The organism is Sphingopyxis sp. OAS728 (assembly GCF_014873485.1).
In the GTDB taxonomy this organism is placed as follows: domain Bacteria; phylum Pseudomonadota; class Alphaproteobacteria; order Sphingomonadales; family Sphingomonadaceae; genus Sphingopyxis.
In genome coordinates this window covers 1,258,517-1,275,439 of sequence record NZ_JADBDT010000001.1, presented here as the reverse complement: position 1 = coordinate 1,275,439, position 16,923 = coordinate 1,258,517, and the positions used below count along the sequence as shown (strand labels likewise).

General features: G+C 65.9%; 10 protein-coding genes. 6 read left to right on the top strand and 4 right to left on the bottom strand.

The features are described 5' to 3' along the window. The first annotated feature begins 176 nt into the window (after positions 1-176). From GGC65_RS05960 to GGC65_RS05935, 6 genes are all read left to right on the top strand, one after another. Positions 177-2,927 (top strand): TonB-dependent receptor, encoded by a 2,751-nt coding sequence (locus GGC65_RS05960; protein WP_192646319.1) that lies wholly within the window; start codon positions 177-179, stop codon positions 2,925-2,927. Between the two features lie 59 nt (positions 2,928-2,986). Next, entirely contained in the window at positions 2,987-4,495 is a 1,509-nt protein-coding gene (locus GGC65_RS05955; RefSeq protein ID WP_192646318.1) for a tryptophan halogenase family protein, read from the top strand. Further along, positions 4,492-6,285, top strand: a complete 1,794-nt coding sequence (locus GGC65_RS05950; RefSeq protein WP_192646317.1) for an alpha-amylase family glycosyl hydrolase — start codon at positions 4,492-4,494, stop codon at positions 6,283-6,285. The genes GGC65_RS05955 and GGC65_RS05950 overlap by 4 nt, the downstream gene beginning before the upstream one ends. Before the next feature lie 12 nt (positions 6,286-6,297). Beyond that, entirely contained in the window at positions 6,298-7,944 is a 1,647-nt protein-coding gene (locus tag GGC65_RS05945; protein WP_192646316.1) for an alpha-amylase family glycosyl hydrolase, read from the top strand. Next, entirely contained in the window at positions 7,944-9,989 is a 2,046-nt protein-coding gene (locus GGC65_RS05940; protein ID WP_192646315.1) for a glycoside hydrolase family 97 protein, read from the top strand. Before GGC65_RS05945 ends, GGC65_RS05940 begins: the two co-directional genes overlap by 1 nt. A 160-nt stretch (positions 9,990-10,149) precedes the next feature. After that, positions 10,150-10,470, top strand: coding sequence for a DMT family transporter (locus GGC65_RS05935; protein WP_192646314.1), 321 nt, complete (start codon positions 10,150-10,152; stop codon positions 10,468-10,470). Between the two features lie 2 nt (positions 10,471-10,472). On the opposite strand, the gene nagE is transcribed toward GGC65_RS05935, so the two are convergent. From nagE to GGC65_RS05915, 4 genes are read right to left on the bottom strand one after another with little or no spacing between them, the layout of a single operon-like run. After that, a complete protein-coding gene (gene nagE / locus GGC65_RS05930) occupies positions 10,473-12,155 on the bottom strand; it encodes an N-acetylglucosamine-specific PTS transporter subunit IIBC (protein ID WP_192646313.1) in 1,683 nt (560 codons plus the stop codon). Continuing rightward, a complete protein-coding gene (gene ptsP, locus GGC65_RS05925; RefSeq protein WP_192646312.1) occupies positions 12,152-14,641 on the bottom strand; it encodes a phosphoenolpyruvate--protein phosphotransferase in 2,490 nt (829 codons plus the stop codon). Before ptsP ends, nagE begins: the two co-directional genes overlap by 4 nt. A 50-nt stretch (positions 14,642-14,691) precedes the next feature. Continuing rightward, complete coding sequence (nagA, locus tag GGC65_RS05920; protein ID WP_192646311.1) at positions 14,692-15,855, bottom strand: N-acetylglucosamine-6-phosphate deacetylase; 1,164 nt, start codon at positions 15,853-15,855, stop codon at positions 14,692-14,694. Further along, the gene (locus tag GGC65_RS05915; RefSeq protein ID WP_225940691.1) at positions 15,852-16,889 is read right to left on the bottom strand and encodes an SIS domain-containing protein; all 1,038 of its coding nucleotides are present in this window, start codon (positions 16,887-16,889) and stop codon (positions 15,852-15,854) included. The genes nagA and GGC65_RS05915 overlap by 4 nt, the downstream gene beginning before the upstream one ends. Positions 16,890-16,923 lie beyond the last annotated feature (34 nt).

The following is a 16,923-nucleotide window of genomic DNA, read 5'->3' as shown; positions in this document are numbered from 1 at the left end:
GAGCGCCTGCATATTATGCGTATACGTATACCCTATGGCGGCGCGGCGCGATTGGTTTCAATTGCGAGGCTCAAGATGGGAAAGCCCACGTGCCGGAGAGGAGCCTGACGGACGCGCCGCGTCCCCCCTTCCGATGCATGGGTCAAGACCACCCGTCCGTGCCAGGGGAGCCACACATGATCTTGCCGAACAATCTGAACCGCGGTGTCAGCGCCATCGCGCTCGGCTTCGCTTTGACCGCCTTGATGCCTGCCGCCGCGATGGCGCAGGACGCGAGCACCGCGCCCGTCGACGAAGCGCCGGCCGAAGGCGAAATCGTCGTCAGCGGCATCCGCGGCGCGATCAACAATTCGGTCCAGGCGAAGAAGAACAACACCTCGATCGTCGAGGTCGTGTCGGCCGAAGACATCGGCAAGCTGCCCGACCTGTCTATCGCCGAATCGCTGTCGCGCCTGCCGGGCCTCGCGACACAGCGCCTCGACGGCCGCGCCAATGTCGTGTCGATCCGCGGTCTCGCGCCCGATTTCACCACCACCCTGCTCAACGGCCGCGAACAGGTTTCGGCGAGCAACAACCGCGGCGTCGAGCTCGACCAATATCCGTCCGAATTGCTGAACGGCGCCATCGTCTACAAGACCCCCGACGCGTCGCTGATCGGCCAAGCCATCGGCGGCACGATCGACATGCGCACGGTGCGCCCGCTCGCCTATGGCAAGCGCGCGATCGCCGCCGGGGCACGCTTCGAGATCAACGATCTCGGCAAGCTCAACCCCGATATTTCGAACAAGGGCTATCGCGCCAACATCTCCTATATTGACCAGAATGCCGACGGCACGCTCGGCTGGGCGATCGGTTATGCGCGTATGCAGTCGCCGACCGCCGAGGAGCGCTTCAACGCTTGGGGCTATCCCGAAGCGACCGACGGTACGAACACCGGTTTCATCATCGGCGGCGCCAAGCCCTATGTGAAATCGAACGAGTTGAAGCGCGACGGCGTGATGGCGGTCGTCGAATGGGAACCCAGCGACAAGTTCCACACGACGATCGACGGCTATTGGTCGAAGTTCAAGGATGAACAGCGCCTGCGCGGGATCGAATTCCCGCTCTTTTGGGGCAATTCGACGCTTCAGCCCGGCTTCACCGTCGAGGACGGTCTGGTGACGAAGGGCGTTTGGACGGGCACCGAGGCGGTGATGCGCAACGACGTTGTCCACCGCGACTCGACGATCATCGCCGGCGGCTGGAACGCGCAGTTCAAGCCGAACGAGAAGCTGACGCTCGAACTCGATCTCGGCTATTCGCGGATCAAGAAGACCGAGGAAAATCTCGAAATCTATCTCGGCACCGGCCGCGGCCAGAATGTCGGCGCACGCGAAACCGCGCTCGGCTTCGAGATGCGCTCGAAGGGCGGCATCATGTTCGACCCGTCGCTCGACTATTCCGACCCCAATCTGTTCGTGATCACCGACCCGCAGGGCTGGAACAGCTGCGGCGGCGCGGTTGCCAATTGCCAGGACGGCTTCGTCAACACGCCGAAGATCAAAGACCAGCTGAAATCGCTGCGCCTGCAGGCGACGCAGGAACTGGGCGGCGTGCTCAGCAGCATCCGCGTCGGCGCCAATTATTCGGACCGCAAGAAGAGCCTCGACGACCGCGGCTTCGTGCTGACGAGCAAAAATTATCCCGCGAACACCGCGGTGCCCGCCGATTATCTCTATGATCCGGTGTCGCTCGACTTCATCGGCATCCCCGGCATGGTCGCGTTCGACAGCTGGCGTTTCTACAATGACGGCAACTATAATCTGACCGACGGCGCGGGCTTCGACCCGGCGCGTGTGTTCAACGATTATACGATCCGCGAAAAGGTGCTGACCGGTTTCGTGCAGGCGAATTTCGACGCCGATGCGGGCAGCACGCCGATCCGCGGCAACGTCGGCGTCCAGATCGTCCACTCGGACCAGACGGGATCGAGCTTCTATGCGCAGGTCGTCGGCGGCGTGACCCAGTCGACCCCGGTCACCGACGGCGCCAAATATACCGACATCCTGCCCAGCCTGAACCTGTCGGTCGAATTCGCCGACAACACCTTCCTGCGCTTCGGTGCCGCCCGCGTGCTGGCGCGTGCGCGCATGGATCAGCTGAAGCCGGGCGGCGGCGTCAATTTCGACGCGTCGAAGCGCAACAACACCGACGTCAACGCCTCGCCCTGGTCGCTCGACCTCGGCAACGCGCGGCTGCGTCCGCTGATGGCCGACACGGTCGATGTGGGGCTCGAGAAATATTTCGGGCAGGGCGGCTATGTCTCGGTCGGCGGCTTCTACAAATATCTCGAAAATTACATCTATCGTCAGGTCAATCCGTTCGACTTTACGGACTTCGAGGTTCCCGACGGCGGCACGGTCGGCACGCGCGCAGGCCTCAGCAAGCAGTGGCTGAACGGCAATGCCGGTCGCGTCTATGGTGCCGAAGCCTCCTTCTCGCTGCCCTTCGCCAACCTCACCCAGTCGCTCGACGGTTTCGGCGTGCTCGGCAGCGCCTCGTACACCAAGAGCCGCGTGCGCGAAGGTGGCGAGGATCCGATCTCGATGCCCGGCCTGTCGAAATGGGTCATCAACGGAACCGCCTATTTCGAAAAGGACGGCTTCCAGGTGCGCGCGTCGGGCCGCTATCGCTCGAAGTTCCTTGCCGAAGTTTCGACGATCAGCCTCGCACGCGACATGTTCATGGCGAAGAGCGAGTTCGTCGTCGACGCGCAGGTCGGCTATACCTTCCAGAGCGGCGGGCTCGAAGGGCTGGGCATCCTGTTCCAGGCGTCGAACCTGACCAACGAGCCGTTCGTGACCTATTACAACAATGATCCGCGCCAGATCCGCGACTATCAGAATTATGGTCGCAACTTCATGGCCGGCATCACCTATAAGTTCTGACGGGATGCGCGGGTCGGGCGACACGCCCGGCCCGTTTCCGGACGAGAGAAAGGAACAGGGTGGGCGACAGCCGCATCACGAAGGTCGTCATCGTCGGCGGCGGAACCGCGGGCTGGATGGCCGCCGCGGCGCTGTCGCGGACGATGGACAATCTGTCGATCCGGCTGGTCGAAAGCGACGAGATCGGCACCGTTGGGGTTGGCGAGGCGACGATCCCCGCGATCCGCCTGTTCAACGCGCTGATCGGCATCGACGAGAATGAGTTCATTCGCGAAACCGGCGGCACGTTCAAACTCGGCATCCAGTTTCACGATTGGGGCCGGATCGGCGACGTCTATATGCACGCCTTCGGCCAGATCGGCCGCAGCCTCGGCATGCTGCCGTTCCAGCAATATTGGCTTCGCGGCCGGAACGAGGGTGTCGCGGGGCGGCTCGGCGATTATTCGCTGAACGAAACCGCCGGGCGGCAGAACCGCTTTGCGCGGCTGCCGCAAATCCCGAACACCAGCCTCGACGGCATCGCCTACGCCTTTCATTTCGATGCCGCGCTCTATGCGGCCTATCTGCGCAAGGTTTCCGAGGCCGCCGGGGTCGAACGGACCGAAGGCAAGATCGCCAGCGTCCGGCGGGGCGGCGAAAGCGGCCATGTCGAAGCCGTCGTGCTGGAAGATGGCACGACGATCGAAGGCGAACTCTTCATCGACTGTTCGGGCTTTCGCGCGCTGCTGATCGAGGATGCGCTCGAAACCGGCTTCGAAGACTGGACGCAGTGGCTTCCCTGCGACCGCGCGATCGCGGTGCCGAGCGAAAATACGGGCCCTGCGCGGCCCTATACGCAGGCGATCGCGCACAAGGCCGGCTGGCAATGGCGCATCCCGCTCCAGCACCGCACCGGCAACGGCCATGTCTTTTGCAGCGACTTCATCAGCGAGGATGAGGCGACCGCGACGCTGCTCGCCAATGTCGAGGGCCGCCCGCTCGCCGACCCGCGCACGCTCCGCTTCCGCACTGGCATGCGCAAACAGGCGTGGAACGCCAATGTCGTCGCGCTCGGCCTCGCCTCGGGCTTCCTCGAACCGCTTGAGTCGACGAGCATCCACCTGATCCAGAACGGCATAGCCAAGCTGCTCGCGCATTTCCCCGACCGCGATTTCGATGCCGCCAATATCGCTGCCTATAACCGCCGCGTCCGCTTCGACTACGAGCGCATCCGCGACTTCGTCATCCTCCACTATCACGCCAACCAGCGCACCGACGCGCCCTTCTGGATCCGCTGCCGCGAGATGGGCATTCCCGAAACGCTCGCGCGCAAGATCGAGCTGTTCAAAAGCCAAGGCCAGATCGTCCGCGAGGGCGACGAATTGTTCATCGAAATCGGCTGGTTCCAGGTGCTGACGGGGCAGAATATCATGCCCGATGGCCATCACCCGATGGCCGACCAACTCACCGGCGACGAACTGGCGGGCTTTTTCGCCGACATCGAAACGATCGTCGCGCGCACTGCGTCGCATCTTCCCGCCCACGACGAATTTATCGCGCAGCATTGCGCGGCTGGAGTGCCCGCATGAGTTTGCTCGCATCGATCATCGCAATGAGCCTGTCGGGCTCCGCGCCGGTTGCGGATTTCCGCCAGCGCCCGCCCGAGGACGAAATCATCTATTTCGTCCTCCCCGACCGCTTCGAGAATGGCGATGCCACGAACGACATGGGCGGGCTGAAAGGCGACCGGCTTCAGACTGGCTATGACCCGACCGCCAAGGGCTTCTTCCACGGCGGCGACCTTGCCGGCCTGACGAAGCGGCTCGACTATATCGAGGGTCTCGGCGCGACCGCGATCTGGTTCGCGCCGATCTTCAAGAACAAACCGGTGCAGGGGCCGAAGGGCGAAGAGAGCGCGGGATATCACGGCTATTGGGTCACCGACTTCACGCAGGTCGACCCGCATTTCGGCACCAATGCCGAGTTCAAGGCCTTCGTCGACGCCGCCCATGCGCGCGGCATGAAGGTCTATATGGACATCATCGCCAACCACACCGCCGATGTGATCACCTACAAGGAAGATGCGGCCGGCGGCTTCCGCTACCGCAGCCTCGCCGATTATCCTTACTCGCGGCGCGGCGGGGTGAAGGGGGCGCCGATCAATCCGGGTTTCGCGGGCGATCATGTCGCCGATGCCGGAAACTGGTCGAAGCTCACCGACCTCGCCTTCGCCTACACCCCCATCATCCCGAAGGGCGAGGAGCGGGTGAAGGTTCCCGCCTGGCTCAACGACCCGATCTATTATCACAATCGTGGCAACAGCGACTGGGTCGGCGAGTCCGCGCTGTACGGCGACTTCTCCGGGCTCGACGATCTGGCTACCGAGCATCCGCGCGTCGTGCAGGGCTTTATCGACATCTATGGTCGCTGGATCGACGAATTCGGGATCGACGGCTTCCGCATCGACACCGCGAAGCATGTGAACCCCGAATTCTGGCAGGCCTTCGTGCCCGCGATGCAGGCGCGCGCAAAGGCGCGCGGCATCCCCAATTTTCACATTTTCGGTGAAGTCTATGTCGATGCCGTCGATCCGGGCGCGCTCGCCTGGTACACGCACGCGGCGGGCCTCCCCGCAGTGCTTGACTTCGGCTTTGCACGCGCCGCGATCGACGCGGTGAGCGGCACGAAGGGCACCGGCGAGTTCGCGCGGCTGTTCGACGGCGACGCGCTCTACAAGGGCGGAGCAGAGGCGGCGCAGGAACTGCCGACCTTCCTCGGCAATCACGACATGGGCCGTTTCGCCATGTTCGTGAAGGCTGCGAACCCGAAGGCGAGCGAGGCCGAACTGCTCCAGCGCGTGATGCTCGGCCATGCCATGTTGCTGACGCTGCGCGGGGTGCCGACGATCTATTATGGCGACGAGCAGGGGTTCGTCTCGGACGACAAGGACCAGCTTGCGCGCGAAAATATGTTCGCGTCGCAGGTTGCGGCCTATAACGACAACGACCTGATCGGCAGCGACGCGACGACCGCGACCGCCAATTTCGACACCGCGCATCCGCTCTATCGCCATATCGCGGCGCTGTCCGAGATTCGGCGCAAGAACCCCGCGCTGATGCGCGGCGCCACCAGGGTCCGCGCTTTCTCCGAAAAGCCCGGCCTGCTCGCGGTATCGCGCTTCGACCCCGACACCGGCCGCGAAATCCTGCTCGCCTTCAACACGTCGTCGGCGACATTATCGGCGAACATCGCCATCGATATGAAAAGCGCGGGTTTTACCGCGCTCCACGGCGACTGCCCCGCGGTTCCCACGGCGCCGGGCAGCCTCCATCTTTCTCTCCCCGCCTTTGGCACGATCATCTGCCAGGCCAGTGAATAAGCGAAAGCACGCGTGACGACGAACAGCCCCCTCGTTCAGGACCAGACCCGCCTCGCCGCGACGGAAACGCCGTGGTGGAAGGGCGCGGCAATCTATCAAATCTATCCGCGCAGCTTCGCCGATTCGAACGGCGACGGGATCGGCGACCTTGCCGGCATCACCGCGCGGCTCGACTATGTCGCCGCGCTCGGCGTCGATGCGATCTGGTTGTCGCCCTTCTACCCCTCGCCGATGGATGATTTCGGCTACGATATCGCCGACTATTGCGGCGTCGATCCGATCTTCGGGACGCTCGACGATTTCGACGCGCTGGTGGCGCGCGCGCATGCGCTGGGGCTGAAGGTCACGACCGATCTTGTGTTCGCGCACACATCCGACCGGCATGCCTGGTTTGCGGAAAGCCGCGCGAGCAAGGCGAATGACAAGGCCGACTGGTATGTCTGGGCCGATGCCAAGCCCGACGGGGCGCCGCCGACCAATTGGCAGTCGGTGTTCGGCGGCCCCGCATGGACGTGGGACGCGCGGCGCGGCCAATATTATATGCATAATTTCCTGGGCTCGCAGCCGCAGCTCAACGTCCACAACCCGGCGGTGCAGGACGCGCTGCTCGGCGTCGTGCGCTTCTGGCTCGACCGCGGCGTCGACGGCTTTCGTATCGATGCGATCAACTTTTCGATGCACGACCCCGAATTTCGCGACAATCCGCCCGCGCCGCCGTCGAACAAGGTCCGCACGCGGCCGTTCGATTTCCAGCAGAAGATCCACAACCAGTCGCACCCCGACATCCCGCTCTTCCTCGAACGCATCCGTGCGCTGACCGATCAATATCCGGGCAGCTTCACCGTCGCCGAAGTCGGCGGCGACGATGCGGTGCGCGAGATGAAGCTGTTCACCGCGGGCAATGGCCGCCTCAACAGCGCCTATGGCTTTGACTTTCTCTATGCCGACCGGCTGACGCCGCAACTGGTGCGCGAGGCGGCCGAACAATGGCCCGACACGCCGGGGCTCGGCTGGCCGAGCTGGGCGTTCGAAAACCATGACGCGCCGCGCGCGGTATCGCGCTGGACGCCCGACGGCGTTGATGCCGCAGCGTTTGCCCGCATGAAAATGGCGCTGCTCTGCGCGCTGCGCGGCAATATCATCCTCTACAATGGCGAGGAGCTGGGGCTCGATCAGGTCGAGATCCCGTTCGAGCTGGTGAAGGATCCCGAGGCGCTCAAGAACTGGCCGCTGACGCTGTCGCGCGACGGCGCGCGGACGCCACTGCCATGGGCGGCGGGTGAGGCGCATGCAGGCTTTTCGAGCGCCGATCCATGGCTACCGCTCGGCGCCGAGCATGGCGCGCTCGCGGTCGACCGGCAACAGGCCGATCCCGCATCGCTGCTCAACCTCACGCGCCATCTCGTCGCGCTGCGCGCCGCGCACCCTGCGCTGCGCCTCGGCCGCGACGCGCGCTGGATTGCCGAGGGCGACCTGCTCGCTTTCGACCGGATCGCCGACGGCGAGCATATCCGCTGCCTCTTCAATCTCGGCGGCGCGACGATCGATATCGCGGATCATGGGCGGGGCGGCACGCCCGTCGCTGCCCTCAATGGCGCCGACCCGGCGCATCTGCCGCCGTGCGGCGCTCTCTGGCTGAAACTCGAAGGAACAAATTGATGCGTAGCCTGTTCGCCGCCCTCCCGCTGCTCGCCGTGGCAGCGACGCCCGCCTTTGCGCAGGACGCGCGGCCCGGGCAGGTGGCCTCGTCGCCCGATGGCGCCATCACGCTCACCGTGTCGACCGACAATGACCAGCGACCGACATGGTCGCTGTCGCGCAAAGGCAAATTACTGATCGCGCCGTCGAAGCTCGGCTTCATCCTCGCCGACCGCATCGGGCTGCAACGCGGCTTCACGATCGAAAGCGTCGAGCGCGCGAGCGGCGACACGCGCTGGGAACAGCCGTGGGGCGAGCGCCGCTTCGTGCGCGACCGGCACAATGAACTGCTCGTCCGCTTCCGTCAGGACAAGAGCTGGGGCGGCCATGCGATGAACATCCGCTTCCGCCTCTTCGACGACGGCATCGGCTTCCGCTACGAACTGCCCGAGCAGGCCGGCCTCCCGACCGCAAAGATCGTCGACGAAATCACCGAATTCGACATCGCACCCAAGGGCACCGCATGGTGGATCACCGGCGGCGAGTGGAACCGCTACGAACAATTCTATCAAAAGACGCCGATCGACGCGGTCGCGACCGCGCACACGCCGATCACGATGCGCCTCGACGACGGAACGCACCTGGCATTCCACGAAGCCGCGCTCGTCGACTATGCCGGCATGTGGTTCAAGCGCGCCGAGGGACAGAAGTTCCGCGCCACGCTGTCGCCCTCGTCGAAGGGCGCGCGCGTCATACGCGACCTGCCGTTCGCGACGCCGTGGCGGACGATCCGGATCGCCGACAATGCGGCGGGGCTGGTCGAAAGCGACCTCGAACTCAACCTCAACGAACCGAACAAGCTGGGCGATGTCAGCTGGTTCAAGCCGATGAAATATATCGGCATCTGGTGGGGGATGATCCGCGGCGACTGGAGCTGGGCCGAAGGGCCGAAGCATGGCGCGACGACGACAAGGACCAAGCAATATATCGATTTTGCCGCGAAGCACGGCTTCGGCGGCGTGCTCGTCGAGGGCTGGAACAAGGGCTGGAACGGCAACTGGTTCGGCCATGGCGATGAGTTCAGCTTCACGCAGGCGACCCCCGATTTCGACCTGAAGGCGGTCACCGACTATGCGCGCAGAAAGGGCGTGCAACTGATCGGCCATCACGAAACCGGCGGCAATATCGCGGTCTATGAGGCGCAGCTCGACGACGCGATGAAGCTTTATGGCCAGCTCGGCGTGGGGACGGTCAAGACCGGCTATGTCGCCGACGCGGGCGGGATCATTGCGCCCGGCGAAACGCCTGGAACGATCGCGATGGAATGGCACGACGGCCAGCGTCAGGTGCAGCATCATCTGAAGGTCGTCGAAACCGCCGCCAAATATCATGTCGCGGTCAATCCGCACGAACCGATCAAGGACACCGGGCTCCGCCGGACCTATCCCAACTGGGTCGCGCGCGAGGGCGCACGCGGCATGGAGTATAATGCGTGGGGTGCCTTCGCGAACGGCCCGGACCATGAACCGACGCTCGTCTATACGCGCATGCTGTCGGGGCCGATGGACTTCACCCCCGGCGTGCTGAGCCTCGAAGGGGCGAACAAGGCGCCGCTCGCCTCGACGCTCGCGAAGCAACTCGGGCTCTATCTCGCGCTCTATTCGCCGATCCAGATGGCGGCCGACTTCATCGAGAATCTGGAGAAATATCCGCGCGAGCTCGAATTCATCAAACAGGTCCCCGCCGATTGGGCCGACAGCAAGCTCATCGCGGGCGAGGTCGGCGATTACGCGATCTTCGCGCGCAAGGACCGGAATAGCGCTGACTGGTATGTCGGCGGGGTTAACGACGCGACCGAACGCACGCTGGCGCTGAACTTCGATTTCCTCGAATCCGGAAAGACCTATACCGCGACGATCTGGAAGGACGGCGAGGGCGCCACTTATCTGACCGACGCGCGGCACCGCATCGCCTATGACACGGTCAAGGTGAAGAAGGGCGACAGCTACAAGCTGTGGCTCGCGCCGGGCGGCGGTGCCGCGATGCGGCTCGCGCCAAACCGCTGAGCTCACTGCGCGACCGGCGACGGGCTTTTTTGGGCTGCGCTTGATGCCGCGTTCTCCTGACGCTAGGGGGCGCGGACATCCAAAGAGGCCACGTCCTCGCCCGCGCGCTGTGCGGGTCTTCAAGTCCGGGACGGCCCGGCAGCCTTTGAAGGAGGCTGTCATGGCCTGGATTTACCTGACGATCGCTGGCGTGCTCGAAGTCGTGTGGGCTTTTTCGATGAAGCAATCGGAGGGCTTCTCGAAGCTCGGGCCGTCGCTCGTCACGCTCGTCGCGATGATCGCAAGCTTCGCGCTTCTCTCGCTGTCGATGAAATCGCTGCCGCTCGGCACTGCCTATACGATCTGGACCGGGATTGGCGCGGTCGGCGCGTTTCTGGTCGGCATTTTCGTGCTCGGCGAACAGGCGAATGCGATGCGTATCGTCGCCGCGCTGCTGATCGTCGGCGGGCTGGTGCTGATGAAGATGTCGTCGCCGGCCTGAATTCAGGTCAGGATATGGCAGACATCGGGGCGCGGGCGGGCGATGCCATGCGTCAATCGCGCGAGCGCGCTTTCGTCGACGCGCCCCGCATCGGCGAGCTCGACCCGGAAACGGCCGTGCAGCGCATGGACGGTGCGGACATTGGCATCGCCGCCGAGCGCGCCGACGATCTCCGCGGGTAGCCCCGCGGCGTCGGTGCCGCCCGCTATCACCGGGGTCAGCGTCGCCGCTGCCGCGGCACCGCTCCACGCCAGTGCGCCGCGGATTTCCTCGGCGACCAGATCGGCGATCGGCCCGAGCACGACCTGCGCCGCCTTTTCGGACGGGCGGATGATGCCGCGCGCGCCCAGCGCGGTCAGCGCGTCGTCGTCGATGGCCTGGCTGTCGGCGACGATCAGGCGCAGGCGGGTTGTGCAGGCGTCGACGCTGACCAGATTGGCCGCGCCGCCGAGTGCCGCAACAAAGGCGCCGCCGCGTGCCCCGCCCGCCGATTGCGTCGCGGCTTCGGCAACGACGCCTTTTTCGCGTCCCGGCGTCGCAAGGTCGAAGCGGCGGATGAAGAAGCGGAACAGGCCGTAATAGAGCGCGGCATAAGCGGCGCCCACCGGGAGCAGCATCCACGGCCGCGTCGCGAGGCTGAAGTTCAGCACATAGTCGAACAGTCCCGCCGAGAACCCGAAACCGAGCTTCACGTCGAGCGCGTTCATCAGCGCCATCGCGACGCCGGTCAGCAGCGCGTGGATCGCATAGAGCAGGGGCGCGACAAACATGAAGGTGAACTCGATCGGTTCGGTCACGCCGGTCAGGAAGCTGGTGAAGGCGAGGCTGAACAGCATGCCGCCGACCGCTTTACGCCGCTCGGGCCGCGCCTCATGGTACATGGCGAGGCACGCGGCGGGCAGGCCGAACATCATCACCGGAAAGAAGCCCGACATGAACGCGCCTGCAGTGGGATCGCCCGCGAAGAAGCGCCGCAGGTCGCCGGTCGCGCCGCCGAAATCGCCGACGACGAACCAGGCGGCGTTGTTGATGATATGGTGCAGACCGGTGACGATCAGCAACCGGTTGAGCACGCCATAGACGAAAAGCCCCGCACCGCCGCTCTCGACGACGGTTCGGCTCGCGGCATCGATCGCGCCGCTGATATGCGCATAGCCATAGCCGAGCACCGCCGCGAGCAGCAGCCCGGCGACGCCGCTCGCGATCGGAACGAAGCGCCGGCCGCCGAAGAAGGCAAGATATTCGGGGAGCGCGATCGTCGCGAAGCGGTTGTAGAAATTGCCGCCGATCAGGCCCGACAATATGCCTATGGGCACCTCGAGCTTGTCGATCTGCGTTAGAGTCCAGTTCTTTGCCGTTAGCGCCGCCGCCGCCTCGGGCAGGCCGGCGCCGATATCGGGCGGCGCGGCGAGGAAGGTCTGCGCGCCAGTGGTGGTGACGAGGTAGCAGACGACGCCCGCGAGCGCCGCAGCGCCATTGCCGTCGCGCGCAAAGCCGACCGCGACGCCGATCGCGAACAATATGCCAAGATTTTCGAAAATCGCCGCGCCCGCTGCCGAGATGAAGGCGATATCGAGCAAATCGGGCTGGCCGATGCGCAGCAGCAGCCCGGCAATCGGCAGCACCGCAATCGGCAGCATCAGCGCGCGGCCGAGCGGCTGGAGCGTTTCGAGCATCTTCCTCATCGGCGTGTCTCCTCGAATGCACGGGCGAGCGCGCGAACCTCGGCCGCCGATTTGCATTGCAACGCGAGCTCGGCGTGCGCGCGCGCCTCGATCAGGGTCAGGCCGCGCACGATCTGCTTCGCCTCGGCGACGAAGCTGGGGACCGCCGACAATTCGGTAACGCCGAGCCCGACCAGGATCGGCAGCGCCGCGGGATCGGAGGCGAGGCCCCCGCACACCCCGACCCAGCGCCCGCGCGCGGTCGCGAGGCGGCAGGTCTCGCCGATCATGCGCAGCACCGCAGGGTGCATCGCGTCGACGCCGGCGGCGACCGCCGGATTGCCGCGATCCATCGCGAGGACATATTGGGTCAGGTCGTTGGTCCCGATCGACAGGAAATCGGCCTCGGCGGCGAGCAGGTCGGCGGTCATCGCCGCCGCCGGGGTTTCGACCATTACCCCGACCTCGACCGGGGTCGCGATCCCCATTTCGCCGCGCAGCCGGTCGACGAGCGCGCGTACCTGACGCAGCTCGTCGATGCTCGCGACCATCGGGATCATGATCTTGCACTGGCCGACGGGCTGGACACGCAGGATCGCGCGGAGCTGCGTTTCGAGCAGGTTTGGCTGGGCGAGCGCAACGCGGATGCCGCGCTGGCCGAGCGCCGGATTTTCCTCATGCGCAATCGGAATATAGGCGGCGGGCTTGTCGCCGCCGATGTCGAGCAGGCGGATGATCACCGGCTTGCCGGCGAGCGCGTCGGCGATGCCCTGATAGGCGGCGTGCTGCTCGTCCTCCGACGGCGCGGTGTCGCGATCGAGGAACAGGAATTCGCTACGGACGAGCCCCGAACCCTCGGCGCCCTGCTCGGCGGCGAGCACGGCGTCTTCGACCGTGCCGATATTGGCGAAGATTTCGATGCGCGTGCCGTCGGCGGTCTGGCATGCATCCTTTGCGGCGGCCTGAGCTGCCGCGCGCCGCGCATCGCGCTTGGCAAGGCGCGCGGTGAAGGCTTCGGCATCGGCAGGCGAGGGGGAGGCCGTGACATGCCCCATCTCGGCATCGAGCAACAGCGTTACGCCCTCCGCAACGGCATCCAGCGCATCGCCCATCGCGACGAGCGCGGGGAGCCCCATACCCGCGCACAGGATCGCGACGTGCGACGTCGGACCGCCGCGCGCGAGGCAGATGCCGGCGGGTTTCGTGGCGGCGAGAGCCACCAGCTGCGACGGCAACAAATCCTCGGCGACCACAATCGCGCCCGCGGGAATCGCCTCACCGTCGACCGGCGTGCCGGTCAACGCCGACAGCAATTGGCGCTCGATATCGATCAGATCGTCGATGCGTTCGATCAGATGCGCGTTGCCCGTCGCGCGGATCGCGTCGATCTGGTCGTGGATCGCCCCGCGCCATGCAAAGCCCGCACTGCGTCCCTCGGCGATGCGCTTTTCGGCGCCCGCAAGCAGCTCGGGATCGTCGATCAGCGCGAGATGCGCCTGCATGACCGAAGCGACGCTGCCGTCCACGCTGTCGGCGCGCGTAGCAATCTGTCCGCGAACCTCATCCCGTGCCGCGAAGAGTGCGGCGCGCTCCCCGGCTGCTCCCGCGCCATCGCGTGCGACCGCGATATCGACCTGACGCAGTCGCGCCGCCGGCCCCATCGCAAGGCCGGGAGAGGCGATGACGCCGCCGATCTGTCCCGCGTGCAGGACTTGTTCGCGGGGCGCAGACACTGGCTTCGCGACCGCCGCGCCTTCGCCCATGTCGGTTTCGAGCAGCGCGACGATTGCCGCCAGCGCCGCCTCGGCATCGTCCCCGCGCGCCTGCACGACCACCTCGTCGCCAAAGGCCGTACCGAGCGCGAGCAGCGCCACCGTGCTTCGCGCATCGCCGCGCTTGTCGCCGTTCAGCAGATGTACCTCGGCCTCGAACCCGCGCACCGCCTCACCGATCCGCGCCGCGGGGCGGGCGTGGATGCCGTGCGGCAGCGATAGCGTTACCGCCTGCTCGATCAGCGTGCCGTCATCCGACCGTCGCCGCGTCTCCGCCTGAACCGGCACCAGCGTCATCAGGGCCTCGCACGCTCCGATCGAACAATCGACGGTACGGCGGCTGATCGCAAAGGCCTCGGCATTGGTGACGATCACGGGCGTGATCAGGCTCGTCGCGGCGAGCGCGACCGCATCGAGGTCGAAGCGGATCAGCGGGTCGCCGCGCGACACCTGATCGCCGATCGCGACCAGCGGGGTGAAACCCTCGCCCTTCAGCATCACCGTATCGAGCCCGACATGGATCAGTATTTCGGCGCCCTCGGCACTGCGCAGCGAGACCGCATGGCCCGCATCGTGGAGCGTCACCACCTCGCCATCGAAGGGCGCGACCACCGTGTCGCCGAGCGGCTGGATCGCGACGCCGTCGCCCATCATCCGCTGGGCGAAGACCGGATCGGGCACGCTGTCCAGCGTCGTCGCCCAGCCTCTGAGCGGAGAGGTGATGATCAGGCTCATCGGCTATTCCCCAAAACTTCTGCCGCTTATGTCGTGCGGCTTATGTATCATCAGGCGGTCTGGACAAGGTCCGGCGCGGGGTCCGAAATGACCCGTCCGCCGATCCACGTCGCGTGCGGTGCGAGTTCGGCGTCCAGCCACACCCAGTCGGCGCGCTGCCCCGGCGCGATTGCCCCGATGCGATCGTGCAGCGACAGGAAGGCGGCGGGCGTGGCGCTCGCCATCACCGACACGTCGGGCACCGAAAGGCCGGTCACTTGGGCCGTCTTGCGCAGCGCCGACGCCATGTCGAGATGCGTGCCCGCGAGCGTGCCGTCCTCGAAAATGCAGACACCATCCTTCACCGCGATGCGTTTGCCCTGCAGCGTGAATTCGCTGTCGTCGGTGCCGACGCTGGGCATCGCGTCGGTGACCAGCATGATGCGGTCCTTGCCCTTGGCGTGGATCGCCAGCCGGACGACCGCGGGGTGCAGGTGGACGTTGTCGACGATCAGCCCGCAATATGTGTCCGAATCGAACGCGGCGCCGACCGCACCCGGATTGCGGTGATGCAGCGGCGACATTGCGTTGAACAAATGGGTGAAACCGGTGAGCCCTGCGGCGATTGCGCGCTGCGCCTCGTCATAGGTCGCATCGCTGTGCCCCGCGCTGACGATCACACCGTGGCGCACGAGGGTGCGGATGTCGTCCTCGTCGCAAAGTTCAGGCGCGAGCGTCAGCATCACGCGCCCGCGATGCGGCGCGGTCAGCGTCGCGAGGATCGCGTCGTCGAGGCGGCGGATACGGTGCGCTTCGTGAATGCCGCGCTTCACCTCGTTGATAAACGGGCCTTCGATATGGATGCCGACGACGCCGGGCACGCCTTGCTCGATCGCGGCGTCGACCGCGGCGAGCGCCGAGGCGATCTGCGCCGGCGTGTCGCTGATCAGCGTCGGCAGGAAAGCGGTGGTGCCATAGCGCGCATGCGCGGCGCCGATCGCAGCGATCGCATCGACATCGACCTGGTCGTTGAACAGCACGCCGCCGCCGCCGTTCACCTGCGTGTCGACGAACCCCGGAAGCAGCCAGCCGCCGCCTAGGTCGACGACCTCGTCGGCGGCCGTATCGGCAGCAGCCGTCACCGACAGGATGGAGCCGTCGGCAATCGCGATGTCCGCCGCGCCGACCGCGCCGGTCGGCAGCGCGACCCGGCCGTTATGGAAACGAAAGATCATAGGGTCTCGGTAACCTTGTTGAGATGCGGAGGCGAGTCGGGGTTGTGGCCGCGCGCCAGCGCGAGCGCGCTCGCCATGCGGTAAAAGCTCTGGATCAGCAGGATCGGCTCGATCGCGGCATGTGCTGCGATGGCGGGCAGGTCGCCGCCTGCGGGATCGGCGAGCAGGACCGTTGCGCCGCGGCCGCGGAACTCGGTCGTCGCCTCGCGGACGCTGACCGCCGCGCGGTCGCTGCCGCCAAAGGCGAGAACATGAAAGGTGTCGCCGACGATTGCCATCGGACCGTGGCGAACCTCGGCGGCGCTGAAACTTTCGGCGTGGAGACCGGAGGTTTCCTTGAACTTGAGGGCGGCCTCCTGTGCGACGCCGAGGCCATAACCGCGGCCGAGCACGAACAAATTGCTCGCACCCTGAAAGGCGGCGACCGCCGGGGACCAGTCGAGCGCGAACGCGTCGGCAAGCTGCGCGGGCAGGGCGGTCAGCGCGTCTTCGAGCGCCGCATCCTCGGCCCATGCCGCGACGAGCGCCGCGATCGCGGCGAGTGAGCAGATATAGGATTTGGTCGCGGCGACCGAGCGCTCGATCCCCGCCGAAAGCGGGATCACCACATCGGCGAGCTCGGCGAGCGGGGTGCCCTCCGCATTGACGAGCGCGACGACAAAGGCGCCGGCGTCGCGCTGCTGTTCGACTGCGGCAAGCAGGTCGGGGCTCTTGCCCGACTGCGAGATCGCGAGGCACAACCGGTTTCCGGCGACCGCGGGCGCGTCATAGAGCGAGGCGATCGACAGCGCGGCCGACGCGGTCGGCGTCCCCGTCATCGTCTCGATCAGATATTTGGCATAGGTTGCGGCGTGATCCGACGATCCGCGCGCGCAGGTTACGACAGCCGCTGGCGGCGAGGTGCGAAGGCGCCGGCCGATCGCGGCGAACGCATCCCGATTCGCCTCCAGCATCCGTGCAACCGCGCCCGCCGCTTCGCCCGCTTCCTGCTCCATCAACGTCTGTCGTCCGTCCGATGCGGCGTTGGGCGTCATAGAATCTCGTCTCCCGGTCGGCGGCGTACGGCCG